Raw genomic sequence first — 26,759 nt, 5'->3', positions numbered from 1 at the left:
CCTGACATCTTTTTGCTTTATTAGCATTATTATAAAACCCGAGTTTCTCTCGGCAGGAAAAGACACTTAGTATTATTAATTCATTATTGGTAAAGCATCATACAACTCATCCTAGCCGCTCCAGGTACGATGCGGTATACGTAGTACTACGTATCCTCGTAGGTATTTAGCAACGTCCCCCTGAGCAAGGTTGGAAGGCGGTGAACCCACTCACGCTCAATCTTCTAACTGTATGATTTTGGAAACTAATTCAGCAGTATTACGACACCCGAGCTTCTTCATTATCTTGGCGCGGTGCGCTTCCACTGTACGATGCGATATGTGCAACGTCTTTCCGATTTCCTTGCAAGTATGTCCATTCGCTATATAGCTGGACACTTCGAGTTCACGCATGGTTAAGTCGTTGGTTTTATCCTGGCCCACATTGATTTTCATGAATGACCAAACAGCCAGTTCAAAAGGAGAATCCGGGGTAAGCGTGTTACCTATTGTTTTCGTCCAGAAGACTTCTCCTCGACTATTACGCATGAAACGTTCGTCAATACACTTCTTGTTTTGCAAAAGGTCTTTATAACGAAGTTCACCGATTAACTTAAAGTCTGCGTAAGAAGGATAAAGCTTCAACATCAACTGGCCGATCAACTTTTGTTTTTCGTAACCGAAGAGTTCACAAAAAGCATGATTACACTCCAGCACACGACGGTTTCTAGTGACAACGATGGCACAAGGCGCATGCTCGAACGCCACCTGAAGAAGATCCCTGCCTAGCACCATTGAATTCATTGCTGATCACCGCCGCTAATATCATTGGCATACCCTTATTGGCATACCGCGCTCATTGACAGGTCCACCCCCCATCAATGGGTAGCGTAGTGCCGGTCATGTGCGCTGCCTGATCACCGGCCAGGTAATAGACTAACGCCGCCACATGCTCGGGAGGGACCAACTTACCCGTAGGCTGCTTCTCCGCCACTAGATGGTGTACTGCCTCATCCCGTGAGCTACCCAATAGGGCCATTCGCTGCTCAATCTGGGGCTGAAGAATTGGCGTATCCGTCCAGCCCGGCGAAACGGCATTGACTGTAATGCTCTGGGTCGCCGTCTCCAGCGCCAATACCTTAGTAAGGCCCACTACACCATGTTTGGCAGCCACATAAGCAGCTTTATCAGCAGAGCCCACCAACCCATGAACCGAAGAAAGATTGATGATACGCCCCCATCCAGAAAGGCGCATGTCCTCTACTGCGTGCTGAATGCAACGGTAAACCGCCGTTAGATTTATCGCCAGGATGTCCGACCACGTGGTCGCATCAAACTCCTTAATAGGGGCCGTTTTTTGAATACCGGCGTTATTGACCAGGATATCGACACGCAACCCCTTCTCACGCAGAGCCGCGAAAAGATCATCTATTGCCGAAAGCTGTTTCAAGTCCGCTTGAAAGTAGTGGACTGCCGGTGCACCGGCTTGGCGCAGTTCCTCAACGAACCGGAGCACATTCGTATCGCTCTCAGCAAAGATGTCATGAGCAATTAACTGATACCCTTGGTTAGCGAATTGTCGGCAGATTGCATGCCCGATGCCCCCCAACGCCCCGGTGACCATGAGGGTCCGAGGCGTCTCAGTTGTGGTTGCAGCTGAGTTTGTTGCTGTCGTTGTAGTTGTTATCGTCGACAATGTCATTATTCGCTCCCGAACTTAATCGACACGTTGTAAAAGGCTGGCGTAATTGGCAACCGCCAGCCCGCCCATATTGAAGACAGCACCCGTATGCGCATCCGCAATCTGGCACCCGCCCGCTTGATCCAGCAATTGCCGCGCCGCCATCACGTGCATGGAAACACCGGTCGCGCCAACGGGGTGGCCTTTGGCTTTCAAGCCGCCGGAAGGATTAATCGGCAACCGACCATCTTTCATCACCCACCCCTCCTTGATAGCGCGTGCTCCTTCACCATAAGGGGTCAATCCCATACTTTCATAGATCATCAGCTCAGCGATGGTGAAGCAATCATGAACTTCCGCAAACGAGAGCGAATCCAGCGTCATGCCGGCCTCACGCAGCACGTTCTCCCACGCTTTGGTCACGCCATCGAAGATCAATGGATTACGCTGCTGCATGGGCATGAAATCCGTCACTTGGGTGCGAGCGAGAAAGCGCACTTTTTGTGCTGCGGCATCCGCCACATCCTTGGACGAAACCACTATTGCCGCCGCACCATCAGAAACCGGAGAACAATCGGTACGCTTCAGAGGTGACGCCACCACCGGGTTCTTTTCAGATACCGTCTCACAGAACGCCACGCCCACGTCTTTCCGCAGCTGCGCATAAGGGTTATGCACCCCGTTGGCATGATTTTTCGCAGCAATACGCGCCAGCGCTTCCGTTTGGTCGCCGTGGGCCTCGAAATAGCGGGATGCCACGTCGGCAAACACACCTGCAAACCCCGCGCGTTGATGCCGCGTCTCCGGTTGGTAACTTGCCCCTAGAAGCCCTTTACCGATACGGGGAGCATCGGCATCGGTCATCTTCTCAGCACCGATCACCAGTACATTGCGTGCCAGGCCACCCTCGATCAGATTGATGGCTTGATGCAACGCCGCCGAGCCGCTGGCGCAAGCATTCTCCACGCGAGTAGTCGGTTTGAAACGCATATCCGGCAAGGCATTCAGTACCAGCGATGCCGGAAACTCCTGATCGCACATGCCGCTATTGAAATTCCCGATGTAAACAGCATCAATGTCCTTCGCCTCCATCTGAGCCGCTGCCAGTGCCTCGATCGCTGCTTCGGCTATCAGCTGTTCAAGCGATTGCTCAAGCTTGCCAAAGCGTGTGTGCCCACCGGTACCGATGATATAAGTACGCATGGAACGAACTCCCTAGCTGGTGACTGCATCAAGCCGCTTTCGCAGCTCGGTTTTAAGGATCTTGCCGTAGGCGTTCTTGGGCAAGTCATTCAGGAAATGGTACGTTTTGGGCCGTTTGAAACGCGCCATCCTTTCAAGGCAGAACTGATCTAGCGCCGTGGTATCGAGCGAGTCAGCGCAGGAGATGAACGCTACTACCACCTCACCCCAGTCGGCATCGCGCCGCCCCACCACAGACACTTCCTTGACCCCGGGAAATTGCAACAACACCTCCTCCACTTCACGCGGATAGATGTTCGTGCCACCGCTGATGATCACGTCCTTCAACCGGTCCGTCAGGTAAAGAAATCCCTGCGAGTCGAGATGGCCTATATCCCCAGTGCGCAGCCATCCATCACGCAGCGTTTCCTGAGTGGCGGAAGGATTATTCCAGTAGCCCGCCATCACCATATCTCCACGCACACAGACTTCGCCCTCTTGGCCGTAGGGCAGGCAGCCGCCCTCTTGGTCCTGAATGGTAACTTCAAGCTGAGGATGAGATTGGCCTACCGGCAACAAGGGCGAGCCCTCGTCATCTCCCGTCAAGCACTGCGAGCTCAGGTGATGGTGCTGCTCTTTACCCAGATAAGTGATGGTCATGGGGCTTTCCCCCTGCCCATAGATTTGCACCAGCCGGTGCCCGAATATCCCTAACGCCTCGTCCAGGTCCTTGGCGTACATAGGCCCCCCGCCATAAGTAATGGTGTCGATATGCGCGGCACTATACTCAGGCTGGTGTACCGCCAGGTAATCCAGCACCCGGCGAATCATTGTAGGGGCCAGGAACATGGAAACGTGGTGATGGCCCGCCAACGTAGACACGAAATTTTCACCGGAGAACTTCAATTTTTCAGGAATGACATTGGCACCGCCGGCCATCAAGTAAGGCACGATATACAGCCCGGAGCCGTGCGACATGGGTGCGAAGTGCACCAGTTTGCTTTCCGCCGTCACCGGCTCGATGTTGGCTGCGTAGCACGCCGACATGGCAGCCAGATTGAGATGAGTAAGCGTAGCTCCCTTTGGTTTGCCCGTGGTACCGCTGGTATAGAATATCCATGCGGGCGCTTCAGGGGCACGAAAAAGCGGCCGATCAAAGGCCCCTTCATGAACAAGATCTACCGGCAGCGTGGGCGGCAAGACGAGTGTGCCAGGGAGGGCCTGGGCCACATCATCATGTTCGGTGAACACGATGCGGCTACCGCTATCACTGGCAATGTAATCGACTTCCGCCACACTCAGCTTGGCATTGATCGGCACGACCACCAAGCCCGCGTACCAGGCGCCGCATAGTAGTTCTATGTAAACACGGCTATTGGAGAGAAAAAGAGCGACTCGTTCACCCGGCGCTAAACCTTGCTGGGCAAAAAACGTTGCCCAGCGCTGGGCTTGGCAAGCTAGCTCAGCATAACTGAGCGCTGGCTCCTCCCCTTGGTAAATCGCGATGCGTTCAGGAAATCTAACAGCATTGACGGCTAGGTAATTGGCCACATTCAAGGAGCATTCTCCTGCTTTAGTTATTATTGCTCCCTTAGGCTAGGGGTTGCGGCTACTTAGTTATATACGTAGTTTTACGAAGCGCACTAGACTAATAGTCTAGTGTCGATGCAGGTATCACCGCTGATCTCATGGCGGGAAGGCCGATCTAACCACTACCTCCCCTGCGCGCTGAGGCGCACTCCCCCCATAAAACATAGCTTTAAACCCACTTGCAGACAGATGGCTGACTTGTTGCCGTCATCAAGTTAAGCCGGTGCGCCGCCGGTCGGTCAGTGATTAGATAAACGGGACGAGCGGTACACCGCCGCAGCCGATTAACAAAAAGGTAGCGGACAATAATAAGGTAATTTTCAGCATGCAAAATGTTCCTTTTTATTAGGGACTTTTTTCACTCGGCGACCGTGTATAAGCTGCACGCTTGGTTGGATTAAATTATCCGCTTAGGTTTTTGCTCCCCCATGCCAGCCAACACCCCCCAGCCTCGGCTGGGGGTTCATGTTCAATGCGTGGGCGTTAGCCTACTCAAAGTACCGAATGTCAGATGACCTTAGGCAGGTTCGCCAGCAGTCAGGAAATCACCAGAGAACTCGATGTCGGCAGACGAAACGTCGGCCAGGAAGAGCCCGGTTATGTCGGCGCTTTCACAAGTGCTGCTGCCAGCAAAAGTTTCGTTTTCGACGTGCAAAGTCAAACCAGTGTTTTATTAGCTCCACAGAATTTCCAGCAGAAGAGTAACTAACGTTATCCAGGCCACCGACAGTTTCATTTGAAGCCTGCAAGGTACCGCGGAGTTCCCTTTCAAGCGCTTCTCACCAGAGAACATCGCGCTCGCCAATGCATCAGAGCCTGGTGGGATGCCCCCTCTCCACCGATCCATGTTGGAAGGCCGCTCCTCTCGGGGCGGCCTTTGGCGTCTTCAATGTTAACCACAGTTGACATCCCCAGCACTGTTAACTAGAGTTATCAGATGATCGAATTGATTAAAACCGATGTCTTCGATGGATGGCTGCGTGGCCTGCGGGATACGCGCGCTCGCGCCAAGATCACAGCCCGCATCCGGCGTCTGAGCCTGGGTAATCCCGGCGATGTAAAGCCCGTCGGAGAAGGCGTCTCCGAGCTGCGCATTCCCTATGGTCCCGGGTACCGCGTCTATTACATCAGCCGAGGGCCCGTGATCGTGGTACTGCTATGTGGTGGTGACAAAGCCAGCCAGGCCCGAGACATCAATCAAGCCAAAGCCATTGCCACGCAATGGAAGGAGTAACGCCATGACTGAGCAAGCCGTCACTTTCAGCCACTACGACGCTGCGGACTACCTGCAGACCGAGGACGACATTGCCGCCTACCTGGATGCCGTGATGGAGGAGAACGACCCAGCACTGCTCGCAGCGGCGCTGGGCGATATTGCGCGTGCTCGTAACATGAGCCAGCTCGCCAAGGAGGTCGGCATGAGCCGTGAGGGGCTGTACAAAGCGCTGTCCGGCGAGGGAAACCCGGCGTTTTCCACCATCAGCAAGGTGGCCAACGCCCTGGGGCTACGGCTTTCCGTTGAGCCGCTCTCGCGGCCAGAAGCGCCCCGCTAAATCGCTGGTACCAAATGACACCTAGATACCTTTCAACAAGGCCGCTCCTCTCGGGGCGGCCTTTGCATTGATATAGGCACCAGGCTTTCCCACCATCATCGCTCTCGCTAACGCCGTCAGACGACAATTAGACAAGACTTCGCCAGCGGGAGCAGGCCCATGGCATATAACCTCATAAGGCATAAGGAAGTGGAGTTGGCGCTCCTAACCACATAATGCCTGTTTGAAGGATTTTCCCTCAGTACAGTGCCATCAAGACAAGATAGACGCTCCTCCTCAAATAAAGGCATAATCCTCATGATAAATAAGAAAACTCAACTATAAGGCGAACAATGACGATATTCGATGAACTCCAACCAACCCGACGGCAACGCGTATATGACTTGGTACGCGAGGCAGGCATTGACGTAAGCCACTGGGAAACGTCCAAGGGGCAGTCGAGTAGCGCCGCTTCCAATCCCAAGTATTGCTACAACTGGTCCTTTATTGGCGAACAGGTCGTTGTACTTAATCTCTGGCACCAGGAAATCGTAGAGATAGACGGCATCGCCCGATACACCCTAAATCCGAGAGAAGCTGCTCAGAAAGCGACGGGCATTAGAGTGACGCGCGCCCATCAGATGGACCACGCCATCCAAGAGGCCATGACGTTACATCTACCTATTCGACCCATCATCCTCGCGGGGAGTAGAAAGGATGGGGGAAACACGGCAACCGGCGTCAAGCAGCGTCTTCTTGATTCAGCTGAGTGGAGCGTCGAATCCTACGACGTTGATACCGGCCACTGCACGCTGGTGCGTAAAAAGCCTCAGCCCTCGTTTATTGACCAGTGGGACGAAGGAACGACGTCCCCCAAGAAAAAAACAGTGACGAGCGAAGTGACGGAACGCTGTCCTAAGGTCCGGCGCAAAGCATTAGTCAGGGCAAATGGCTACTGCCAGTATTGCCATTCCCCAGGATTTACAACCAGTGATGGCAATATCTTCCTGGAGACCCATCACGTAACCCCCCTCTCTGAAGGTGGTCCTGACAGACTGGATAACGTCGTTGCCTTATGCCCGAATCACCATCGAGAGGCACATCATGGGGAGACCCAAGGATCCATCCGCCAGCAGCTGCTTGCTTATTTAGCGACTGTCTAGCCCCTTCAAACGTAACGCCTACTAGGTGGCCCAGCGAAGGAAGAATGCATGACCTCAACCTCCAGTCCGCTTATTGCCTTTTATCTAGGGGAAGCGACCGACCATGCCCATCGCATCATTGATGACCTATGGGCACTCAGCCCTTTTTGGCTAGAGCATACCCATGACTATATCCAATGGCTGTTTCCGATACCCGAAGCAGGCCGTTTTAATAGCTTCGCGCCCTTGCTGGGCGAGGAAGAGAGGGCGTGTTTCTCCGCCTCGGCCGAACTGCGAGAGCGGCACCGACGGTCCCTTGATGTGATGCTGGAATTTTTCGGCCTGACAAGGGACTCAAATGCCATCATGCCGCTGCCTAACCTCAGCATGCGCGAGCACATCTGGTTAAAGCGGGGAGGACATAACCATCTGCGGATATCACGTATTATCCGTAGCCTGCACCTTTGCCATCAGCCGGAGCTCGCCCGTGCTTTTCAGCACGCAGTGATTGAGATCGGTACGCAGCATGGTGGGGTGTCTGAGCAGTCCATCGACTACTGGCGAGCCGCTACCGACGACAGCCATCATTAATGAGAGCCTTATCTCCCCTTTATATGAGCGACCGCGCTATCACATCGTGACATCAGACTAACCCTACTCCATCACGTCGTAAGGTTATCGCCATAGCCGCCAGCAACCAGCAACGCTATCACCAGCGCCGCCAGGCACAGGGATTCAAGGAAGTGACCGTGAGCTTGGATGCGATCAGCCAGGCACGCCTGCGCCGGATAGGAGAACCTATGGTAAAACACGACAGGAGGTAATGACGCTGGCGCTCCTGGGGCTCTTTATGAGCCCAGTTCTCTAGGTTCTCTGCCAACATATCTTTATCCTCCACTAAACTATTGAGCTGATCTAGGTTGACGTCAGCTCCGAGCCGCTGTAGATGGCGCTTTAACCAGCGGGTAATGATCTTGTCGATACGCTCTTTGTTCGGATCGGCCTGAATAATCGCCACAATCCGATCTACCGCCGACTGAAACCCCAGCAGGACGTACAGAAAAACCTCTTGCGTCACCCCTTCCCAGGTGACGTTAACCGACCACACCACATCCTCAAATTTCTATGACTATTTATAACTACTTGCAACACTGGCCGCTATCAAAAATAAACACGGAGAATGTGTTACAACGCCTACCGAACGCCCCCTCTTTTCAGCTACCCTTCCTCAATAAAAAAATGGTAAAGTCCACTTTACTAAATTACTAAAAACACTGCGATTTCAGCAGGTAGCGACAAGGGCATTGGGCGATGAGCATGTTTTCAACGGGACTAAGCGGGTTAAATGCAGCACAAAATGCCCTTAACTCCACCAGTAACAATATCAGCAATGTTTATACGCCAGGCTTCAACCGGGAAGTGACGGTACTGGGTGAAAAATCGTCGGGCAGTGGCGGTGTTCAGGTCAATGATACCCAACGCCAGTTCAATCACTATGTGGCCGATCAGCTTAATAATGCGCGTACCCAGTCCAGCGCGTTGGAAAAATATTCCCAGCAGATAGAGCAAATCGACAACCTGCTCGCCGACCGCGAAGCGGGCCTTGCACCGCTAATGCAAACTTTCTTTTCCAGCCTAGAAGACCTGGCCAGCGCCCCTTCAGACCCAGCCGCTCGCCAAGGCGTCATCGGCACTGCCCAAACGCTTAGTGCCCAGTTCCGCTCGTTTGATGGCTACCAGCAAGATATGCAGAGCAACCTCAACAGCGAGATCAAAGACGAAATTACCCAGGTCAATAACACCACCCAGCAAATTGCCGGGCTTAACCGCGAAATTGCACTGGCACGCGCACGCAACGGCGAAGCACCCAACAGCCTGCTCAACCAGCGCGACCATATGATCGCCGAGCTGAACGAGCGCCTGGACGTACGGCTTAACATCCAAGATGGAAAAACCTACAACATTAGCCTGCCCAACGGCCAACCGCTGGTTACCAATACCAGCGCCTTCTCGCTGAGCCCGGTGGCAGCCGAGACCGACCCGCAACGCACCGTTATCGGCTACCAGGATGGCGGCGGAAACGTCGTGCCACTCGATGAAGAATTGATTACCGGCGGCAGCTTGGGCGGGCTAATGCGCTTTCGTCAGGAAGCATTAGACAAAAGCCAAAACCAAATTGGCCAACTCGCCGTTTCGCTAACGACCGCCTTTAACGAAGTACACAAGCAAGGCATTGATTTAAACGGCCAACAAGGGCAAGACTTTTACTCCATTGGCGCCCCCCAAGCCTATAGCGGCAAAGACAACAGCGCAGAAGTAGGCACGATTAGCTTTGACGCAACCCGTGTAGAAGACGTGCGTGCCACCGACTATCAGGTACGTTACAACGGCAACGACTTTAGCGTTACCCGGCAAGATAACGGCGAGGAAGTGAGTGCCGAGTGGGATGGCAATACGCTCTCCTTTGGCGGCATCGACCTCACGCTGGCCGGCTCCCCAGCGGCGGGTGATACGTTTAACGTACAACCCGTGCGCCGCGCCGCGGCAGGCATGGACGTACTGATTAACGACCTGGATAAAATTGCCGCCGCGCTTGGTCCGGTGCGACCCATGCCCTACTCCACGGTGGATTTCCAATCGCAAAGCGCCAGCCGTTTAGGTGATACATCTACCATCGGCAGTGTGCTGAAAAATGGCGTAGCGGAAGACATGAAATCAGGTTTAAAGCCCATTGCTTTCATCCCTGTTGGCGCCAAAAACGTAGAAATCTATGTATATGACAGGGGGGCTGATGATGACATTCAGTTATTCACCCAGGATGGTAAACATCTAATTGGTACCCCCGTCGAAGGGGTCGACGCCGACACCACTACCTGGGAAGGTACCGAGCCAGACTATACTTGGCAAAACAATGGCGACGGAAAGTCCATTACCTCGCCAGCAGATGTCGAAACCCATATATTTACCTTAGCTAATGGTTTCCCTGAAGGCACCACCTACAGTAGTGGCAGCCTGCTTAATCGTCAGGACAGCTATTCCGCTGATTTGGCAGAGGGAGCCACGTTAAGTTATGGAGGGATGACGCTTACCTACACCGGCGACGGCAACAGATTCGACAGTAAGCCTAATGACGTAATTACAGACTTTGGTTTCCTAGAGGAACGCATTCATATTGATGAAACAAAAGAGCCTGTGTTCCTACTGGTGTCGGGGAACGGTAACTTCGACATCACCGCCACTTGGGATGAAATGCCAGGGGCACCGGCGGCAGGCGGGGTTACCCCAGACAACACCCCCATTGGCCGCGTGCAGAGCCAGCTTGAAGTCAGCGAGATTGACGTTGCCCCGGCGTTTAAGCAGATGGATGCCAAGTACCAGCCCCCCAGCTTTGCCATTAAAGCCGCTGATGATGGCGCATTAAGCCTCGGCCTTTTTGGTGCGGATAGCAGCAACAACCTGTTTGTTTCGCCGGATGCAGGCTCTGTGCCCACCTCCCCACCGCCGGAGGGCATTTACAGCATCTTTAAAGAAGACGGCACAGAAATCGACAATGTGCTGTCGGTGAATGCCGGTACAGGCGACACCTTAGCGGTTGGTGAGCGCCTAACCATCAAAGATGATGCCACGGGCGAGACGATCCTCAGCTTCACCATTGACGAGCTGCCCAGTAGCGGAACGACCAGTGGCGTTACTTTTACGGGCCTATCAGGCTCCACCGGCCCCGGTGACAACCGCAACGCGCTTGCCTTACAGAACTTACAAAGCGAAGCGACGGTGGGGGAAAGCGCCACCTTTAGCGGTGCCTATGGCGCCATAGTGAGTGATGTCGGGAATCGCACCAATATTACCCAGGTGAATTTTGAAGCCCGCCAAGGACTAACCGACCAGCTGCGCGCCGTACAACAGTCCGAGTCGGGCGTTAACCTGGATGAAGAAGCCGCGAACCTGATACGTTACCAGCAGTTTTACCAAGCCAACGCCCGCGTGATTGATACCGCCTCAAGCCTCTTCGACACCATCCTTGGCCTACGCAGCTAAGGGGGAGCTAAGGCGCCCAAATAATCAGCCCAAACGGCACATAGCCGCCTAGCATGGCGGCTATCAACCACATGGCACTCAACGTAATTTAAAATCGACATCAAACCTCACCTCTTCATCACAATCAAAGCTACTCTCCCCGCTTTTCGGGAGGCTCCAGGATCCCCCTAGCCGCCACCGGAAAGAACCTCTTTATGCGACCATTTTGTGAGCTATTGCTTACCTAGCGATACGATAGAGCTTACAAATCCATAAGAGAAAGCTGACAATGCCGTGCGAACGGGGTGACGCCTTCTTGGGCAACGCTGAACCTATCCCCCACTACTGATTTCCCCAATCGTGCATCGATTACCCTATTACTCAAATAGCAGCCAATAAAAACCCCCAGCCGAGGCCAGGGGTTAGATCGTTCTTCATTTGAGCAAGTAAGCATCTTAGCGCTTACTGCATCAGGCGGCCTGCACTGAACCACCCGATGTCTTCAAAGGAGCAAGGGGGAGGTAGCCCTCCCCCTGTATCAAAAGCTCAAAAGAGCTTAGGCAGGTTCGCCAGCGGTCAGGTAACCACCAGAGAAGTTGATGTCGTCAGAGCTAACACCGGCCAGGAAGACTTCAGTTACGTCGCTCTGGCTAGAGCCGTTACCAGCAAAGGCTTCGGTTTCGACGTACAGCGTCAGCCCAGTGTTGTCTTCGCTCCACAGAATTTCCAGTGCAGCAGAGTCACCAACATTGTCATTGATGTCGTCGCCTTCCGGAATCTGAACCAGATCGTAGCCTTCGCCGAAGAAGATGCGATCTTCGCCAGCATCGGCAAAACCGGTAACATTAAGACCCACTTCGTCGCCATCAGCGTCTTGAGCGTTTTCTGCATTGAATAGATAGATTTCATCACCACCACTGAAGGCTACTTCTGTCGCTGTGTCATCAGCAAAAGTAAGGTCGTCAGCTTCAGTCAAGAGATCAACACCTAGACCGCCGTCTTCCTCAGAGTCAGTGATCGCATCTTGCGCATCAGTAATCGCATCAGCGAAATCTTCTGCTTCAGCGTCCAGAGCACGAGCAGCCTCAAACTCTACGATAGCTTCGTTCAGATCGTTGAGTACTGTACGGGCATCAAGTACAGCTTGTGCATCCGTTGCTCCAGGAGTTGCAAGATCAACAGTTACTTCGGCTTCGGCGCCTGCTTCAGCAGTACCATCAAAATCATCAACTTGGTCAGCAACAGCTAATTCATTGCCCTGCTCAAGCTGAACAACCCTTTCGATAGCAGAATTCACAGACTCTTGTGCATTAGTAGCAGCTTGAGTTGTTGAGGCCCATGTATTACCAGCTTCAACAACAGCGCCCAAACCATTTAGATCGTCAGCACTATCAACGCCGCTTACTGCATCGAAGTCAAAGGTATCTACAAGTGTCCACTTACCATTGACCAATTCGGCAAAATCATTACCGCCGATCTGCAGAGCGTCGCCATTGGCTAACAAGTTAGCATTGGTAGCATCAAGTGTTAAAGGTGTAGCGCTACCGTCAGCTTCAGCAGTCAGATTGTTGACCGCATTAAAACGGGCCAGCTCTCCATCAAAAGTAGCTTCAGCTGATGCTTCAGCTTCGATAGCATTTTCAAGGGTGGTAGTACGGGTCTCTAGAGTGCTTAAAGCACCAAGTACTCCGTTAGCCACTTCATCTTCAGCATCATCAACCACTTTCTCAGCTTGCTCAACGCCAGAAGCGATTAACGAATCCTGAACAGTGGCACTGCGACCATTGAAGCCAGCATCATTGAAATCGCCTGCATTGCCCTCATCATTATCAACTAGAGCAAGAGCGCCATTTACACTGTTAGCAGTGGCTGTGTAAGCATTACCAACAGCGTCACGAATATCCTGAAGAGTGGATTCTTCATCCAGATCAGCAGCTTCAAGCAATTCGTTGTCGACTTGAGCTTCGAGGAATTCTGCTTCAGCTGCCTGAGCGTCAGACAGAGTAGTCAGTGCTTCAGTGAGCTCTGCGACTCTCCTATCTCCCCCGCCTATTGATTTACAAGGCTTTTTACCAATCCCCTCAGACCTCTCTGATCTTTTACTTCGCTATATCTATTTTTGATAGCAGATGCGTATATTTTGAACCACCTTCAGAACAAGCATTGGTGCGGCCTCGGGCCACTTCTCAGTTTCTTCTCCCCATCTACTTGTCCTTGCCTTTCTCCATTCGACGTTCTTCCAACGCTGCGAAGCCTTTTGCGGTCACTGTAATGGTCAGGCTGTCAGTGTCCCCCAATAGGTCGACATCGATCCCCCGTTCTCGGAAAAGCCGCATCATGGCGGTCAGCGTGTCGGCCCGCATGGCCATTTCCAGGGTTTCGTTACGGGCGACCGTGGATTTAGCCACACCTAACGCATCTGCGAATTCCTGCTGACTCATGCCGAGGGCAGCCCGGCCCATGCGCATGGCGAGCGCAAAACGGTTTTTTTCTTCCATTAGGGTTTACACCTCACGGTTCTGAAGCTATAAAGTACGCATTCGCTATCACTGATAGCGTACTCGCATTATTAGTACGATATTTAGCCAAGTAGAGAGGAACCGCTCATGCCGTCGCAGAACCTAACCCAAGTCTTTGTGGATCGTAGCAACCTGTGCCCAAAGGGCAAGAAAAAGGTCGACTATTTCGATCTGAAAGTCACAGGACTGCTGCTAAAGGTGCTCTATTCAGGTCAAAAGACCTGGTATCTACGCTATGCCACCGATCATGGGCGTATGAGGGAGAAAAAGCTGGCCTTGGCCTCAGTGCTGTCGCTAGCGGAGGCCAGAGAGCTTGCCCGAGGTCACTTAAGTGACATTGCGAAAGGAAACGATCCCTTTGACCGCAAGGCGGCGATGAAAGCGATCCCGACGCTATCAGTGTTCATTAATGAGACCTACATGCCCTACATTCGTAGTCATAAACGCTCCTGGGAGACCGATCAGATACTGTTGCGCGCCCATGTGCTACCTAACTGGGGTCATCTGCACCTGGATGAGATAACCCAACAGCGGGCGATCAAGCTGTTCGCCGATCACCGTTTAACCCACAAACCTGCGAGCACCAACCGCGTATACGACATGCTTAACACGGTGTTTCATCTGGCGATCCGGTGGGAGACAGGATTGACCGCAAATCCGCTCAAGAACGTGCGTCGTTATAAGGAAAACAACAAGCGAGAGCGTTATCTGACCGAGGAAGAGGCTAAACAGCTGTTTGAGGCATTGGAAACCACGAAAGCGCCCCAGTTAAGGGCGATTGTGACCATGCTGCTACTGACTGGTGCCCGATTGAGCGAAGTGCTGAACGCCCAGTGGAAGGACTTCGATACACAGGCGCGGGTGTGGACGATTGAGTTCAACAAGAGCGGTAAGACCCGCTACGTGCCATTGTCCGATTCAGCGATCCAACTGATCGAGAACATGCCGCGTATCGAAGGTTGCCCCTATTCGTTCGCCAATCCGCAGACAAAAGAGCCCTATACAAGCATTCACTACGCCTGGGACACCGTCAGAAAGCGGGCGGGACTGGCTGACCTGCGCATTCACGATTTGCGTCACAGCTTTGCCAGCTTCTTGGTAAATGGGGGACGGTCGATCTATGAGGTGCAAAAGATCCTGGGCCACACCCAGATCCGCACCACGCAGCGCTATGCGCACTTGAGTCAGGAAACACTGCTGGAAGCGGCCAGCACGGCAATGAACAGCGTGCCAATACTGGCTTCGCTGCCATTAGCTAAAGCCATTGAAGGTCGACCTACACGGCCACCCCGAACGGCGGCGATTACCCACAGCCCGCCGCTCCCGGCACCCTCGGGGGACTCGCCGGGGACAACGTAGGCAACGCATTAGGGTATGGCGTCGATTAGGAAGGCAACAAAAAAATAGGCAGAGACGATAAGGGCAGCCCCGGTTGGTGGCTGCCCTTTTTTGTGCGTCAGGCGGGTTACTGGAGAAGGTGGGATCAGTGCTGCGTCTCGGCACGGAGCTTTTCGACTTCTTCAACCGGTAGTTCTTCGATTTCTGCAATCAACTGATCATTCATTTCGGTACGAGCGATCAATTTGCGTGCCGCATTGCGCTTGCTTTCCAAAACACGATGCTCAGCCTCCTGCAAGGTTTCCTGACGCCCTTTCTCGATACCTAGCTTCTCGCCTTTCTCAATAGCTAGGCGCTCAATCGTATTCACGTAAGGCATGTGCTTCTCCTCCTGTATGGCATGAACCGCCTGTACAAATTCGTTTTCCAGGGCGCTCGGCAGCTGGAGCATCCAGTCGATGATGATAAATAGCTGTACGACCTGGTCGCGGTTGTAGCCCCGCTCATACAACAGCCTGATCAGCGCTACTTTGACATCCTTGCGTGTGGCACCGTCTTTCATTCGCTTAGCCTTAATCTGGGCCATGACCACCAGAGCGAAGACATTATTGCTGGCTTCCAGCTGTGACCAATGATCTTCCCAATCAATCAGTTTAGCCATGGGGAAGGTAAACGTCAGCTCGCATCCCCAGCGCCCATAGTGAAACGTGGTGGGCCGGAAGTTCTTACGAGTATCTGCCAATACCGCCAGGCTGACCACATCCATGTTGTAGCGATCCCGCAGCCGGTACTGATAGGTAAACATTCGTTTGGCAAAGTCGTCCTCTGGCTCACCCTGCACCTCGACATGGATCAGCACCCAAGTCTCACTGCCATCTTTGGCGTAGACCTTGATCAGCTTATCAGCGTGGCGTCTTCCACTATCAGCATCAGGTGTAATCTGCTGAAGCTCTGTATCCAGAAAGCTGTAGCCCTTTGACCAGTCCACCTGCTCATTGATCGCCGGGAACAGTAAATCCAGAAACTCTTCAAAATAGGATTCCAACGCCATCTTCCACGACTGTCATGATCAGCCCGGCGGCTATCGTCTTGATCGCTCATGCTGACTCCTGTCTTAATGCCTTCATTTTACCACAACACCCGTTCCGCAACGCTCACTACCATTCCGCCTTCAGTGGAGACACAAGGTAATTCAACGGGTAGCGGGTATCAAACAGAGGGTAATCAAGAAAAATATATAAAAACAATAAGATACAAAAAGGGCAGCCATTGAGGCTGCCTTTTTGTTTTTTGTGCGTGCTGAAAAGTATGAGAAAGCGAGGCCAAAAATTCTGGAACCAGTTAGCTAGATGGCTACCAATTTCATCCGTGCGTGAAAAATCGTGTATCCAATGAAATCATCTCGACCTTCTTCAAAACGCTTCAATGAACGCTCCCATTCCTGTTCCTCATCGCCTGGGTAAGCGATTTCAGCCTGCTCTAAACGCATTTTATTGAAAGGTTGATAACTCACACCCAAAACAGTATCACCATGACTAAATGATTTAGCGACGATATGGCCTTGTATATCAATCGTTAGCGATGGGTCTCTCATTTCAAATACGACCTGCTGCTCAGGCTCTTCTGTCTGAATAAAAACAATACAATCTTTCCCATTCCCAGACATGGACAACTCTTTAATCAGTGCATTTTCTACAGGCAGCTTTTTCCAGTTCTGGAACATGTTATTCACCTATTCATCCGAATTTAGTTAATGCCAAGCAGCAGACTTTTTCGTCGGCCTTGAGCTCTGTGACGCGGCTCATAGTCTTCTTGACCGGTTAATGAGCTATCAAGACTCAGGGATGAATGTCAGCACGAAGATAGGCTACTTTATCCTCAGGGAGCTGACATATATCACCGATGGCCGCAACATCTTTTTTGTTTTAAGGTTCAGCCACCTGCCACTTCTTCTCAGTCTTCCCGCCGAGCATCGTTCAGCATCGACACTTCATCTCGCAACGCTCGTTCCCGCACAAACGCCAAGCGGGGGGGGGGGGGCTCTTCATCGGCGCTGAGCTCGCGAATGCGGTTCATCGCACGTTTAACCGGTTCATGGGCAACATTGGACATCGTTAACTCCTCCTGCCAAGAAGAAGCTATCGCTCGAACATCTCGTCCAAGCTATCAGCAAACAGCACCTTATCCATCCAGGCTTTCAGTTGGGCGTGGTTGGCCTGCTCGACACGACTTTCTACCCACTGAGGCACATCACCAAACTTGAGCTTGACAAGAGAGCGGAGGTTATCGCTGGCCTCCTCTCGACGAGCATCATTCAAAAATGACACTTCATCCCGTAATGCCCGTTCACGCACAAAAGCCAGGCGGCGGGTCTCTTCATCGGCGCTGAGTTCGCGGATGCGGTTCATCGCTTTTTGGGAAGACTTAGTGTTTGAAAAGTTCATCAAGGCTATCGACAGTCAGTATTTCATCTGTCCAGGTTTCTAGCTGCCCAGTATCAGCCCGCTCCAACTTTTCACCTACCCACGCGGGTAACTCACCAAAGCGTTTTCTCAGCAGACGCTGCAGAACGCGACGCTCTCCTGTCATTTCACCTTCTCGCTTTGCATCGTTCAGCAACGACACCTCATCCCGTAGTGCCCGTTCACGCACAAAGGCCAAGCGCCGGGTTTCTTCATCGGCGCTAAGCTCTCGGATGCGACTCATTGCCATCAATGCTTCACTTCAGCACGCAGTGCCTTAACTTCGGTTTCTGTTAACCCCGAGGCAACAGCGATTTGATCATCAGCCAATAAGTTCATTAAAATCAAGTTCCTCGCCACTTCTTCGCGGCCTTCTCTGCGAGCATCATTCAGCAATGACACCTCATCCCTTAGCGCCCGCTCTCGCACAAAGGCCAGGCGGCGGGTTTCTTCATCGGCGCTAAGCTCGCGGATGCGGCTCATCGCACGTTTCACCGGTTCATGGGCGACATTCGCCATCGTCAATTCCTCCTGCCAGTGCTTGAAGAAGGTGATCCAGGCGCGCAACGGGCCCTCTGGCAAGCCCAGGCGATCCGCCTTGTTCAATTCGATCAGGTTCATCTGCAAAACGTTCCCCAGCGAAATATTCGGCTGGCGTTCATCGCGCATTTCAAAGCGCCACACCGCCTGCTCACGTTCGGCGGCCGTATCCGTGAACAGGTCGAAGTCCAGCAGGTGCAGGCCTACCGAGGCACGCAGCTCTTGGTAATCTTCCCCGGCGCTCAGCTGACTTCCCAGCGTGCGGGTCAGGTAGAACAACCCCCGCTTGTGCCACGCGCCATAACGGCGCACCTGCACCTCAACATTGTAGCAGTTGCCTTCGCCATCGCGTGCCAGCACATCGAGAATGATGTACTTTCCGTTCAGCTCTGACGGCTCAATGTTGGGATTGAGGATCTCGACTGACGTAATATCGGGCAGATCCGGGCGAAGATCGTTGATCAGATCCACTAGCAAATCGGGTGCTTCGGCGAACAGCCGCTTGAAAACGTAATCGTTGGTAGGGTCGAGTAACTCGCTCATGGAAACTCCTGTCGTAATGGCCTCATGCTACCACAGCCCGCGCTGGCAAACGCTCAACCGCACCCTTCCTCATCCTATCTATCCACTGCATAAAGAAAAAAAGAGAACCCACCTAGACAGCCCAACCCCACGCTGCCGGTCAGGGCAGTCGTGAGGCAGGGAAGCATGAGGACGAGTGATGACTTTGGTCTTACAGCCACCCCCGTTCGGCGAACGAGGTGTAGCCTTCATGGCCCACCACGACATGATCCAAGACACGAATATCCACCAAGCCCAGTGCTTCCTGAAGCCGCTGGGTAATGCGCCGGTCGGCATCGCTGGGCTCAGGATCACCACTGGGGTGGTTATGCACCAGAATGACAGCGGCGGCGTTGTGCTCAATGGCGTGCTTTATGACCTCGCGGGGGTAGACGCTGGCTGAGTCGATAGTGCCCCGGAACAGCTCATCAAAGGCGATCAGTCGGTGCTGGGTATCTAATAGCAAGGTACCAAACACCTCGTAGGGGTAGTCGAGCAGCAGGGTTTGCAGGCAGCGATGAACTTCATCGGGGCTGCCGAGTTTATTGCCTTTGCTGAGCCGCTTTTGGGCAATCATCTTGGCCAGGTGTAACAGCTGGGCGTCAGTCACGTCGCCATTGACGCGGTAGGTGCCGGGCTCCTCCCCGGCAATCAGTTGGGGGTTGGTGAGTAGCGAGGCGTTGAGCGGTGCGTTCATGGTGTCTCCTGGGGGGCGTTTCTGTAGAAAAATCCGTAGAAAAACTTTTGGCGATTTATGCTGCTAAATCAGCACCTTTCAGCTCCGCAAAGCGCTCGGTGAGCTTCCATAACGCACGATTTAAGCGCACGTCTTCGGTCACGCTGTTAATCGCTCGGGTACGGGTGGCCCGACCGGATTGAGAGCGACCGCGTAAGCCGCCCTTGAAGAGGTTTTCCTGGGTACGGTTGAACACACTCCACAGCGAGCCGTTGGCGTCCTCACTGCGTCGCGCTTCGAGGACATTGCTCGGTTGGATAGGGCTAGTGGCTTGCCAATCGTCGCCATAGCGCAGCGACAGGGCCGCTTCGGCAAACAGCTGGGCTTCACCCCGGCTAATTAACGTGGATTGAAACGCCTCCACCCCCTCGGCAATGCGGGGGACTTGGTGGCTGAGTTGAATCGAGCCTTCCAGGATCTCGTCAACGATCTGCTTGCCGTGACGCACGCGAATACCACCCACGTCGCCGACCGGCGTGACCATGCCGTTAAGGCACACCAGCCGAAACAGCCCCAGATCGAGCTGAAAGGCCGCCGTGCGGTCGTGGCTGTTGGTCAGCACCAGTTCGGTAACGCTATCGCCCACGGTCATTTGGCGATCGGGGTCTTGCCGGAAACGGATCATGTGCCGCGCTACGTCGCGTCGCTCGGCTTGGCGCACGTTGGTCTGTTGAGCACGCACGGGATACCAGCCCTCGGCCTGTAGGGCATCGACCACGTTGATGGTGGGCACAAAGCCGTAGCGATCCGACACGGCTTCATCAGGCTGATTGGCAAACACCGCTGGGGCAGTACGGTGAAGTTGGTCGTGAGTAAGAATACGCATGGTGAGTTTCCTTATCGGTTAACCACGGCATAACGGCCCGCGCCAATCAGGCAGCGGGCAGCGTTAAGGCAGCGGTAGGTTTGGTTGGGTATTGGTTAAGGGGGAAGCCGAGAAAAGTGCTCAGGCGCGTTTGGCCTGACGAGACGAGGTCTGTGGGGGATGGTCGACAGTTGGTGCGGCTTCCTGGTGGGTACTTTCCGGTTCTGATGGCTCTGGCTTGCCATGCTGCTGGCTTTTGGCTTGCAGTTTGTCAGCCAGGGTCACCGGGGCATTGGGTTCCTGCCTGCCCGGCGGATGCTCGGGGGCATCGGGATAAAACTCTTCGACCACATCGGCGGAGTCCTCTGCGCTGTCTTCAAAGGCCCCATTGGCAAAGCCTGCCTTGGCGGCCTTATCGAGGGCTTTCTGATCAAACCCCGTGGAGTGATGAAACTCGTCCAGGCGTTGCGCCTCGGCTAGCGTCGCTTCCAGCGTCCAGCCTTCCCTCAAGGTGATATCCACGTAGAAGATCGCCGTGCCTCGGCTCTGGCGGGTGGATTTACCGCGTAGCCTTAGCTCCAACGGCATACAGGCCAGCCGGTTACCCGAGATCGCCTTGAAGTAGGCGAGCCTCGCGGCCAACGTACGGATCGAGTTGAAGCCGGTGGTGCGGAAGATAAAACTGCCCAGCGGGTCGTCATCACCAATTAACACGTTCAGCCGCCCGTAGGGCTTGCAGGCACCGCCCTGGGCCAACGGGCAGCCATCCGGGGAAGGACAGTCGAGAGACACCATGCCGTCCTGGGTACGCCGTTTGCACTGCTCGCCGTCGCCGACGCACAGCGGTCTGGCCGTTTGCCGATCAAACAGCGCGTACTCGGCGCGCAGGTTAAGGTCGGGATCACTGAACAGTAGCCGGATAGGAATCGTCCTGAGCTTGCCCTCCTGGGCACTACGTAGCTGCTCATCTAACGGGTGACGTATCCAGCCCTCCTTGGTCTGGAGTTGGGACGTAATGGTGAATTGGTCGTCTTTTTGCGGCAGGCGCTTGCCGTTGTTCTCGACGAGTTTGCCGATGGTGATCCGCCCCAGAATGGGCGGGGTAATGGCTAAGCCTTTGAGCATGGGAATCTCCTTACGACCTCAAGGGTGAATTAGAATCGCTGCCCCATAACGCACAACGCCCCAGGCGGCCGGAGAGCCGCGCTGAGGCGTTTGTTTGAATAAGGCAGCTTAGGTGTGGGTTGGTACGGCAACCGCGCACAGCGGCGCTGTGTGGCGCGACTGACGATGGTTGTTGACTGCGACTAACGCACCACCAACCGCCGTGTACCGGGATGCGCGTGAAGGTAAGCGGCGCACAAGGCCGGGTGTTCCTTTTGCAGCGTCTTGGTATCCAGCCGATTGACCGGTTTGGTCTGCTTCCAACTCAGCACGCCGCTGGGAAAGGTCGCCAGTGTGGCGGTGCCCATGGCTTGCTGGAGTTTATGTTTGAGTTTGGCTTCTTCTTTCTTGGCAGCGTCCAGGGTGTGCCGTACCCGTTGTAGATCGGCAAAGGCTTGGCTTAACCCTACGTCGTGGCACAAATCGATGGTCTCGCCATCGTCTTGGGGAAACAGCGCTCGCAGGGCTTGATCGGCTGAGTCACTGCCATCGGCAGGCGGTGGCGTGTCACTCTCCACGTAGTTCCAGAAGTGCCGTTCCAACGCGATTAACTGTTCAATCATCGCCTCGTCGCGTTCGATACGATGGATCTGTAGCTCATGGCCCCCCAACAGCACGGCCACGTCAGCGGCCTGTTGCCCGGTCACCGCTAACTGGTGCATCACCTGTAGCTGCACGTACTCGGGCACACCCTCCTTCCATAGCTTGGCCCCGTAAATCCCGGCAGTCTTACACTCCAGTATCTGCACACCGTCATTGCCGACAATCTCACGATCCAGGTTAGCGAGCATCCAGGGGTGGTCGACGTGTTGCAGAATCGCGTTGACTCGCTGCACCCGGTAGCCGGTGTGCTGGGCGTAGTGCTCTGCCACGATGGGTTCAAGTACCTGGCCCCAATGCAATGGGCTGGTCAACTGCTCGTCTCGGCTGGGTTCCTTGGTATCGAACTGCCGTCCGGTCTTGTCCATCCACAGTTCCAGCTGGGATTTATACGGATGCAGCCCTACCGCCGCAGCGGCATCACTACTACCAATGCCGCTTTGTCGAATGGACAGCCACGCTTGACGATCCAGGGCGCGGGTATCGACCAAGCGCCGGGCTTGCTCACGATAGCGCCGTGGAGGGGGTGTAGGCCGCTGGCTGCGCGTCTCGCGCTTGGTCAGTGGCATCCCCCACGGCTCAATGGCTGGGCTGATCGACAAGATCGAGGCGTTAGCAGGCAGTGGCAAAGCGGATAGTGTCGTTGGGGGTTGAACGTGTTGAGACATGGTAATGCTCCTGAATAACGCCCACGGCAATGCCGCTCGCGCCAAGCGACAGCGGGCTAGGCCATGAACGAGGAAAGGACGGGGTAAGGCTTAACCTTTGGCGTTGGACGCCTCGGGCTCACGGGGGATGGGCTGATGACAAGCATGGCAGTACCCATCGGCCACCGGCCACCAGCGCTGAGCGGCGAGCAGGCCACCGATCACGGCACCGGCCAGACTGCCGATGGCCATGCCGGTTCGGCCTTTCACCGCCCCGAGCGTGGCACCAATCTGCGCACCGGTTTGGCTGGCACGGTGACGCGCCTGCAAGGACGGCGGGGATAGCGGCGTGGCACCGCAATAAGGGCATCGTGTCATTTGCTTCTCCTAACTATGCGTTGACACACATCGATAGCGGGGTGCTATCCCCTTAGTGATATAGATCTGAAACTTTTTACGGCTCAGCCGTATATTGTGACCACTTACCGAGCCTTCATGGTTCACCGTTTATCTTGCTGATAATAATGTAATTTTATGACAGCCGATTCACTCACGGGGCTTCGCTGCCAAGGGCCCTTGCCGAGTGAGCTGGTACGGTGTTCAACCCCTTTGAAAACCCTGCTTTTGGTACGGTATTAGTATTATGTATCGTTCAATAAAACCATTACGTCATCAAAGAGCACGCAAGAGGTAGCAGGATCAGCGGCACTTCATTCTCCTCGCTGCCATAACGGCATTCGCTTTGAATACCCTCCGATAGACACCAGGGCTGGCCCAAAGGAAGCCAGCCCGTTGCAGGCACACGATAAACCCCTCTCGTGGCAACCGAGGTTATGCACTCTCTGTTCGTCAACGGAAGCACACGTTAAGCGACACCGCCACCAACGGGCCGGTGCGCGCTCCCTCACCTGAACTGAACCGATTCGATACCCGTCACCGAGAAACCCTGCCCTGAGCGGCGAGGGGTGACTCCTGCGTGGGTGTCAGACGATAACGACTGGACTCTGTTATGTATGCACATCCGCAATTCGACCACTTCCCTAAACGCCATCCCGACAATCCTCACTGGAAATGCCACTACGGCAAGGCCTACCGGGGCATGCCTAATTACCACCATCCGAATGGCCCCTTGATTGCGCAGCACCTGAACCGTTCGCTCTATGTCCTCCAACAAGCCATGAACGGTCAACGGCGCACCTTCGTTTGCCGCTTTGATCTGCACTTCCCCAAGGGGTACCCGGCGGCCGCCTTGGATCATAATAACGTCCTACTCATGAACTTCTGGCGTTACTTAAAGCGTGAGCTGGTAGCGGCCAGTGGAAGATACCGGCCTTGTCTGCGTTATTTGTGGGCGCGTGAACAGACAAGCAGTGCGACTCATCATTATCACTTACTGCTACTGCTTAATTACGATGCGATTTTCAAGGTGGGCAATTACACCCCTTCCCCAGAGGGGGGCTACTATCGTAACAATCTCGCGCATCGGGTGGTGCGCTCCTGGGCACGAGCGATTGAGTGGCCACTAGAGCATATGAAAGGTCGAGTGGAGGTTTGCCTGCATCCCATCACCCAAAAGCCAGTCGAATACTGTCTACGTCATGACGATCCCCAGGTACTGGCGTCGGTGTTCTACGCAGCCAGCTATTTATGTAAAGCGTACTCCAAGGCACCCGACGGCCATGTGTTCGGTAGTAGCCGTTTTTAAGCGGCACTTATCGACGTGCTTTGGCAAAAGATATCGACGACTCAAGTAAGGGAAAATGGCGGTATCTTTTGCTGAAGCGATGTGAGGGGCTTCTTGATGCTCGTCCCCTCGGCACTTTCACTGGCATGCTCCTCACCTGTCTGACAAGGAGCTGCCTGGGGCAACAGGCGGGTATACAACCAGCCTGCCAGGTCACAGCCGACTTCATTGAGGCGACCGCTTGCTTTAATGGGCGATAACTCGCGGGAGGTACGGGGAAGAAAGCCTCTAAGGCACCAATATTGTTGCTGCTTATACTCAATGGGTACCAGGCAAAAGCGTAGATTAGTGAGGTGGCCGTTTTCTTTTCCATGCATTGCGTTCTCAAGCATCTTTTTTAGCTTCAAGGCTAAGTGATGCGCCAAGGCAAAGATCAACAGCATCGCTGGCGAGCCATCAACGACGTCGTCGCGTTGGGGAGTATCGTCGAAAGCTTTCCCGGCAGGCGCGTTTGCAGCGCGTTCATTCGTCTCGTTATCCCGATCCCCTTGTTCGGGCCAAATAAAGACGTCCTGAAAATCCTGCTTGATGGTGTCGAGCAACTGTTCAGCCAGCTGAGTAGGGGTAAGGGGGGATTGGTTAAGGGAGTCCCATTCGTGGGATAGCAGCTGAAGCGCATAGTACGGTAGGCGGTCACACAACCACCGCACGGTAGGTGGATCGTAGTGTTGTACGAGTAAGTCAGCGACCGGCTCAACATAGCGCAGGCTGGGCAACAAGGCCCTAGCATGGCGAAACATGGTTGCGTCCTCGGGCGTTATAGTTGCGTCATTAATAAGGGTGGCCGCCACAAAGAGCGCATCGACGCAGCTGTCTATTAGGCCACTTTTTTTCTTCTCGGGTGGCAGTAATAACAGCTCCACTTTCAAACGATCACCCAGACCCCAGCGAGGATGAGTGAGATCAAGCACAAACACGGAAGGCATTTTTTTACCCAACGCGTTGCCTGAGGTACCTCTCTGAGGTTGTGTCACTAGACCACTGGCCTTGAGGCCCTTTAACTGGCTTTTGAGACCGCTCGCGCTCATACCGGTTAATGACCGCAAGCGCCCATAACTCAGGTTGTTCACGATGCCCGGCCACACAGCATGCGCCCATAGGACGGCCATTAACCAACGAGTCGCCGGGGATGCATAGTCATTCGCTTGTGCATTAGCGCCAGGTGAGAGGGAGAGTGCCCCCGCTGCGTAGATCGCCAGTAACCGTTCGACTTCCGGCCGGTGTGGCATAGCGGGTACCAAAACACGCGATAACTGAAGAGGTAAGGACGCGTCAATATGGTACTCGGTTAGCGGGCGCCCACGCCCTTTCTTCACCGGTGACGTGGTTACCCACCCAGCTTCCTTAAGCTCTTTTAGCGAGCGATTGCCCTGCCGCTGAGTCATCCCGAGTGGCTGGAAAAGCTCGCGGAATGGAAGCGTGACACTGACGTCTAAGCCAAAAAATTGCGACCATTTCAACAGCATCCAGCGCGTTTCAGGGGATAAATGTTTGTCTTGATAAAAGAGTAAGCGCGTTTCCATAGCGCGCAGTATACCTGAATAAATAACATTTAAGTACGCGTAGCACCCTATATAACAGGGGAAATATCACAGGTATGATCACATGCAACATCACATGTATTACCCACTTATCCCTTCAGGCATAATCACAGGTAACATCACAAGTATAATCACAGGTATTGTCCAGTTTGGATGACCACTATAATGATCCGTCATTGGCCGCCACTTGCTTGATGGCCGTTTCTTATCGCCACCCTTAAGGCACACGCAATGAGCGAGTCACTGACCGCCTGGATTGACTCAGGCAATCGCGAACAGGAAGAATGGATTAAGCTTTACTTAGCGAAACGGGAGCAGTCGCATCGGCTCACATACAAGATAGATATCCCGTTTGATGACGACTGGTTAGCCACCCGCTTACACGCCCACACGCACGACCCTAGCTTTCGGGAAGTACTTAGAAAAATGCGTCATTCGTGGCGTCAAAAACAGTACCGGGAAAAAAACGGTCAACAGCTCTCTTTTCAACTACCTCAGCAAGTCGTGGCAGACTTAGCGGCAATGGCGAAGGGGCGGCAACAGTCGCAGGCACAAACCCTGCGAGAAGTCATTAGCGATGCAGCACGTGTCGAAGAGCGCGCTAATCAACAAGTGCGCAAAGCGGAGCAGGAACACAAGCAAGCCCTAAAAAATATGAAAGCGGCGTATCATCAAAAAGAAGGTGCCCGTAACCGTCTCATAGAGGCCTTATTAACCACGCTAGCCGACGAACTCTGCCAGCGATGCTGCTTTGAGGCCCTTATAGGACCCTGTGACGAGAAAGAACTTAGCGACGACACACGCCCTGTCTATGAGTCGCTACTGACCACGCGGGAGAAGGAAATCATGAAAGCGTTACCTGATTTAAGGCTGCTTCGCCTGAATAGGCTTAACCTGCGAGAGCGCCGAACCCAGCGGGACAGTGTATCCTAGCGCTAACGTAACGCCTTAGCGCTCAGGCTTTGAAGCGCTACTCACC

Annotated in this window: 27 protein-coding genes; 8 read left to right on the top strand and 19 right to left on the bottom strand. The window is 53.9% G+C overall.

Going from position 1 to position 26,759, the window contains the following annotated elements:
- Nucleotides 1-216 precede the first annotated feature (216 nt).
- The 4 genes from ACWI0H_RS06870 to ACWI0H_RS06855 form a co-directional block, all read right to left on the bottom strand.
- Nucleotides 217-783: a LuxR C-terminal-related transcriptional regulator gene (locus tag ACWI0H_RS06870; protein ID WP_485875708.1), complete on the bottom strand. Its 567-nt coding sequence runs from the start codon at nt 781-783 to the stop codon at nt 217-219.
- A 52-nt stretch (nt 784-835) separates the two neighbouring features.
- Complete coding sequence (locus ACWI0H_RS06865) at nt 836-1,603, bottom strand: 3-hydroxybutyrate dehydrogenase (protein WP_485875706.1); 768 nt, start codon at nt 1,601-1,603, stop codon at nt 836-838.
- A gap of 93 nt (nt 1,604-1,696) precedes the next feature.
- Nucleotides 1,697-2,863, bottom strand: coding sequence for a thiolase domain-containing protein (locus ACWI0H_RS06860; RefSeq protein ID WP_485875704.1), 1,167 nt, complete (start codon nt 2,861-2,863; stop codon nt 1,697-1,699).
- Between the two features lie 12 nt (nt 2,864-2,875).
- Nucleotides 2,876-4,393 (bottom strand): class I adenylate-forming enzyme family protein, encoded by a 1,518-nt coding sequence (locus ACWI0H_RS06855; protein WP_485876170.1) that lies wholly within the window; start codon nt 4,391-4,393, stop codon nt 2,876-2,878.
- A 976-nt stretch (nt 4,394-5,369) separates the two neighbouring features.
- Between ACWI0H_RS06855 and ACWI0H_RS06850 the strand changes: the two genes are divergently transcribed.
- From ACWI0H_RS06850 to ACWI0H_RS06835, 4 genes are all read left to right on the top strand, one after another.
- Nucleotides 5,370-5,666, top strand: coding sequence for a type II toxin-antitoxin system RelE/ParE family toxin (locus ACWI0H_RS06850; protein WP_485875702.1), 297 nt, complete (start codon nt 5,370-5,372; stop codon nt 5,664-5,666).
- A 4-nt stretch (nt 5,667-5,670) separates the two neighbouring features.
- Complete coding sequence (locus ACWI0H_RS06845; protein WP_485875700.1) at nt 5,671-5,985, top strand: addiction module antidote protein; 315 nt, start codon at nt 5,671-5,673, stop codon at nt 5,983-5,985.
- Between the two features lie 332 nt (nt 5,986-6,317).
- Nucleotides 6,318-7,127, top strand: coding sequence for an HNH endonuclease (locus ACWI0H_RS06840; protein ID WP_485875698.1), 810 nt, complete (start codon nt 6,318-6,320; stop codon nt 7,125-7,127).
- 48 nt (nt 7,128-7,175) lie between these two features.
- Nucleotides 7,176-7,697, top strand: a complete 522-nt coding sequence (locus ACWI0H_RS06835; RefSeq protein ID WP_485875696.1) for an opioid growth factor receptor-related protein — start codon at nt 7,176-7,178, stop codon at nt 7,695-7,697.
- A gap of 118 nt (nt 7,698-7,815) precedes the next feature.
- On the opposite strand, the gene ACWI0H_RS06830 is transcribed toward ACWI0H_RS06835, so the two are convergent.
- Nucleotides 7,816-8,214, bottom strand: coding sequence for a hypothetical protein (locus ACWI0H_RS06830; protein WP_485875694.1), 399 nt, complete (start codon nt 8,212-8,214; stop codon nt 7,816-7,818).
- Nucleotides 8,215-8,417: 203 nt separating this feature from the next.
- On the opposite strand from ACWI0H_RS06830, the gene flgK reads away from it, so the two are divergent.
- Complete coding sequence (gene flgK, locus ACWI0H_RS06825) at nt 8,418-11,144, top strand: flagellar hook-associated protein FlgK (protein WP_485875692.1); 2,727 nt, start codon at nt 8,418-8,420, stop codon at nt 11,142-11,144.
- Between the two features lie 535 nt (nt 11,145-11,679).
- Here flgK and ACWI0H_RS06820 read toward each other — a convergent pair.
- On the bottom strand, nt 11,680-13,068 hold the full coding sequence (locus ACWI0H_RS06820) for a hypothetical protein (protein WP_485875690.1): 1,389 nt from the start codon (nt 13,066-13,068) through the stop codon (nt 11,680-11,682).
- 259 nt (nt 13,069-13,327) lie between these two features.
- Nucleotides 13,328-13,621 carry a helix-turn-helix domain-containing protein gene (locus ACWI0H_RS06815; protein ID WP_290693347.1) on the bottom strand — a complete coding sequence of 98 codons (294 nt, stop codon included), beginning with the start codon at nt 13,619-13,621 and terminating at the stop codon, nt 13,328-13,330.
- Nucleotides 13,622-13,729: 108 nt separating this feature from the next.
- Between ACWI0H_RS06815 and ACWI0H_RS06810 the strand changes: the two genes are divergently transcribed.
- A complete protein-coding gene (locus ACWI0H_RS06810; RefSeq protein ID WP_485875688.1) occupies nt 13,730-15,001 on the top strand; it encodes a tyrosine-type recombinase/integrase in 1,272 nt (423 codons plus the stop codon).
- A 124-nt stretch (nt 15,002-15,125) separates the two neighbouring features.
- Here ACWI0H_RS06810 and ACWI0H_RS06805 read toward each other — a convergent pair whose 3' ends face one another.
- The 11 genes from ACWI0H_RS06805 to ACWI0H_RS06755 form a co-directional block, all read right to left on the bottom strand.
- The gene (locus tag ACWI0H_RS06805; protein WP_485875686.1) at nt 15,126-16,025 is read right to left on the bottom strand and encodes an Rpn family recombination-promoting nuclease/putative transposase; all 900 of its coding nucleotides are present in this window, start codon (nt 16,023-16,025) and stop codon (nt 15,126-15,128) included.
- 300 nt (nt 16,026-16,325) lie between these two features.
- The gene (locus ACWI0H_RS06800) at nt 16,326-16,703 is read right to left on the bottom strand and encodes a hypothetical protein (protein WP_485875684.1); all 378 of its coding nucleotides are present in this window, start codon (nt 16,701-16,703) and stop codon (nt 16,326-16,328) included.
- 230 nt (nt 16,704-16,933) lie between these two features.
- Nucleotides 16,934-17,092 carry a hypothetical protein gene (locus ACWI0H_RS06795; RefSeq protein WP_485875682.1) on the bottom strand — a complete coding sequence of 53 codons (159 nt, stop codon included), beginning with the start codon at nt 17,090-17,092 and terminating at the stop codon, nt 16,934-16,936.
- A gap of 26 nt (nt 17,093-17,118) precedes the next feature.
- Nucleotides 17,119-17,424, bottom strand: a complete 306-nt coding sequence (locus tag ACWI0H_RS06790; protein ID WP_485875681.1) for a hypothetical protein — start codon at nt 17,422-17,424, stop codon at nt 17,119-17,121.
- On the bottom strand, nt 17,405-17,686 hold the full coding sequence (locus ACWI0H_RS06785) for a DUF4351 domain-containing protein (protein ID WP_485875679.1): 282 nt from the start codon (nt 17,684-17,686) through the stop codon (nt 17,405-17,407). The genes ACWI0H_RS06790 and ACWI0H_RS06785 overlap by 20 nt, the downstream gene beginning before the upstream one ends.
- Nucleotides 17,687-17,691: 5 nt before the next feature.
- On the bottom strand, nt 17,692-18,525 hold the full coding sequence (locus ACWI0H_RS06780) for an Rpn family recombination-promoting nuclease/putative transposase (RefSeq protein WP_485875677.1): 834 nt from the start codon (nt 18,523-18,525) through the stop codon (nt 17,692-17,694).
- Between the two features lie 190 nt (nt 18,526-18,715).
- Complete coding sequence (gene radC / locus ACWI0H_RS06775; protein WP_485875675.1) at nt 18,716-19,240, bottom strand: RadC family protein; 525 nt, start codon at nt 19,238-19,240, stop codon at nt 18,716-18,718.
- Between the two features lie 55 nt (nt 19,241-19,295).
- Entirely contained in the window at nt 19,296-20,105 is an 810-nt protein-coding gene (locus ACWI0H_RS06770; protein ID WP_485875673.1) for a DUF932 domain-containing protein, read from the bottom strand.
- A 120-nt stretch (nt 20,106-20,225) separates the two neighbouring features.
- On the bottom strand, nt 20,226-21,209 hold the full coding sequence (locus ACWI0H_RS06765; protein WP_485875671.1) for a recombination directionality factor: 984 nt from the start codon (nt 21,207-21,209) through the stop codon (nt 20,226-20,228).
- A 182-nt stretch (nt 21,210-21,391) separates the two neighbouring features.
- The gene (locus ACWI0H_RS06760; protein ID WP_485875669.1) at nt 21,392-22,516 is read right to left on the bottom strand and encodes a YqaJ viral recombinase family nuclease; all 1,125 of its coding nucleotides are present in this window, start codon (nt 22,514-22,516) and stop codon (nt 21,392-21,394) included.
- Nucleotides 22,517-22,606: 90 nt separating this feature from the next.
- Nucleotides 22,607-22,873: a hypothetical protein gene (locus ACWI0H_RS06755; RefSeq protein WP_485875667.1), complete on the bottom strand. Its 267-nt coding sequence runs from the start codon at nt 22,871-22,873 to the stop codon at nt 22,607-22,609.
- A gap of 631 nt (nt 22,874-23,504) precedes the next feature.
- Here ACWI0H_RS06755 and ACWI0H_RS06750 point away from each other — a divergent pair.
- On the top strand, nt 23,505-24,200 hold the full coding sequence (locus ACWI0H_RS06750; RefSeq protein ID WP_485875665.1) for a YagK/YfjJ domain-containing protein: 696 nt from the start codon (nt 23,505-23,507) through the stop codon (nt 24,198-24,200).
- Between the two features lie 41 nt (nt 24,201-24,241).
- Here the strand turns inward: ACWI0H_RS06750 and ACWI0H_RS06745 are convergent, their stop codons facing one another.
- Nucleotides 24,242-25,762 carry a hypothetical protein gene (locus ACWI0H_RS06745; RefSeq protein WP_485875663.1) on the bottom strand — a complete coding sequence of 507 codons (1,521 nt, stop codon included), beginning with the start codon at nt 25,760-25,762 and terminating at the stop codon, nt 24,242-24,244.
- A 249-nt stretch (nt 25,763-26,011) separates the two neighbouring features.
- Here ACWI0H_RS06745 and ACWI0H_RS06740 point away from each other — a divergent pair, with 249 nt between their 5' ends.
- Nucleotides 26,012-26,713 (top strand): hypothetical protein, encoded by a 702-nt coding sequence (locus tag ACWI0H_RS06740; protein ID WP_485875661.1) that lies wholly within the window; start codon nt 26,012-26,014, stop codon nt 26,711-26,713.
- The last annotated feature ends 46 nt before the right edge of the window (nt 26,714-26,759 follow it).

Source organism: Halomonas sp. NYA30 (assembly GCF_976980765.1).
The sequence above is the reverse complement of the archived record's forward strand: the minus strand, read 5'-3'. Positions and strand labels throughout refer to the sequence as shown.

What these genes read in the sequence shown, in the direction of transcription:
- ACWI0H_RS06870 (WP_485875708.1), bottom strand. Translation starts at nt 783, where the DNA reads ATGAATTCAATGGTGCTAGGCAGGGATCTTCTTCAGGTGGCGTTCGAG.
- ACWI0H_RS06865 (WP_485875706.1), bottom strand. Translation starts at nt 1,603, where the DNA reads ATGGTCACCGGGGCGTTGGGGGGCATCGGGCATGCAATCTGCCGACAA.
- ACWI0H_RS06860 (WP_485875704.1), bottom strand. Translation starts at nt 2,863, where the DNA reads ATGCGTACTTATATCATCGGTACCGGTGGGCACACACGCTTTGGCAAG.
- ACWI0H_RS06850 (WP_485875702.1), top strand. Translation starts at nt 5,370, where the DNA reads ATGATCGAATTGATTAAAACCGATGTCTTCGATGGATGGCTGCGTGGC.
- ACWI0H_RS06845 (WP_485875700.1), top strand. Translation starts at nt 5,671, where the DNA reads ATGACTGAGCAAGCCGTCACTTTCAGCCACTACGACGCTGCGGACTAC.
- ACWI0H_RS06840 (WP_485875698.1), top strand. Translation starts at nt 6,318, where the DNA reads ATGACGATATTCGATGAACTCCAACCAACCCGACGGCAACGCGTATAT.
- ACWI0H_RS06835 (WP_485875696.1), top strand. Translation starts at nt 7,176, where the DNA reads ATGACCTCAACCTCCAGTCCGCTTATTGCCTTTTATCTAGGGGAAGCG.
- flgK (WP_485875692.1), top strand. Translation starts at nt 8,418, where the DNA reads ATGAGCATGTTTTCAACGGGACTAAGCGGGTTAAATGCAGCACAAAAT.
- ACWI0H_RS06815 (WP_290693347.1), bottom strand. Translation starts at nt 13,621, where the DNA reads ATGGAAGAAAAAAACCGTTTTGCGCTCGCCATGCGCATGGGCCGGGCT.
- ACWI0H_RS06810 (WP_485875688.1), top strand. Translation starts at nt 13,730, where the DNA reads ATGCCGTCGCAGAACCTAACCCAAGTCTTTGTGGATCGTAGCAACCTG.
- ACWI0H_RS06800 (WP_485875684.1), bottom strand. Translation starts at nt 16,703, where the DNA reads ATGTTCCAGAACTGGAAAAAGCTGCCTGTAGAAAATGCACTGATTAAA.
- ACWI0H_RS06795 (WP_485875682.1), bottom strand. Translation starts at nt 17,092, where the DNA reads ATGTCCAATGTTGCCCATGAACCGGTTAAACGTGCGATGAACCGCATT.
- ACWI0H_RS06790 (WP_485875681.1), bottom strand. Translation starts at nt 17,424, where the DNA reads ATGAACTTTTCAAACACTAAGTCTTCCCAAAAAGCGATGAACCGCATC.
- ACWI0H_RS06785 (WP_485875679.1), bottom strand. Translation starts at nt 17,686, where the DNA reads ATGAGTCGCATCCGAGAGCTTAGCGCCGATGAAGAAACCCGGCGCTTG.
- ACWI0H_RS06780 (WP_485875677.1), bottom strand. Translation starts at nt 18,525, where the DNA reads ATGAGCGAGTTACTCGACCCTACCAACGATTACGTTTTCAAGCGGCTG.
- radC (WP_485875675.1), bottom strand. Translation starts at nt 19,240, where the DNA reads ATGAACGCACCGCTCAACGCCTCGCTACTCACCAACCCCCAACTGATT.
- ACWI0H_RS06770 (WP_485875673.1), bottom strand. Translation starts at nt 20,105, where the DNA reads ATGCGTATTCTTACTCACGACCAACTTCACCGTACTGCCCCAGCGGTG.
- ACWI0H_RS06765 (WP_485875671.1), bottom strand. Translation starts at nt 21,209, where the DNA reads ATGCTCAAAGGCTTAGCCATTACCCCGCCCATTCTGGGGCGGATCACC.
- ACWI0H_RS06760 (WP_485875669.1), bottom strand. Translation starts at nt 22,516, where the DNA reads ATGTCTCAACACGTTCAACCCCCAACGACACTATCCGCTTTGCCACTG.
- ACWI0H_RS06755 (WP_485875667.1), bottom strand. Translation starts at nt 22,873, where the DNA reads ATGACACGATGCCCTTATTGCGGTGCCACGCCGCTATCCCCGCCGTCC.
- ACWI0H_RS06750 (WP_485875665.1), top strand. Translation starts at nt 23,505, where the DNA reads ATGTATGCACATCCGCAATTCGACCACTTCCCTAAACGCCATCCCGAC.
- ACWI0H_RS06745 (WP_485875663.1), bottom strand. Translation starts at nt 25,762, where the DNA reads ATGGAAACGCGCTTACTCTTTTATCAAGACAAACATTTATCCCCTGAA.
- ACWI0H_RS06740 (WP_485875661.1), top strand. Translation starts at nt 26,012, where the DNA reads ATGAGCGAGTCACTGACCGCCTGGATTGACTCAGGCAATCGCGAACAG.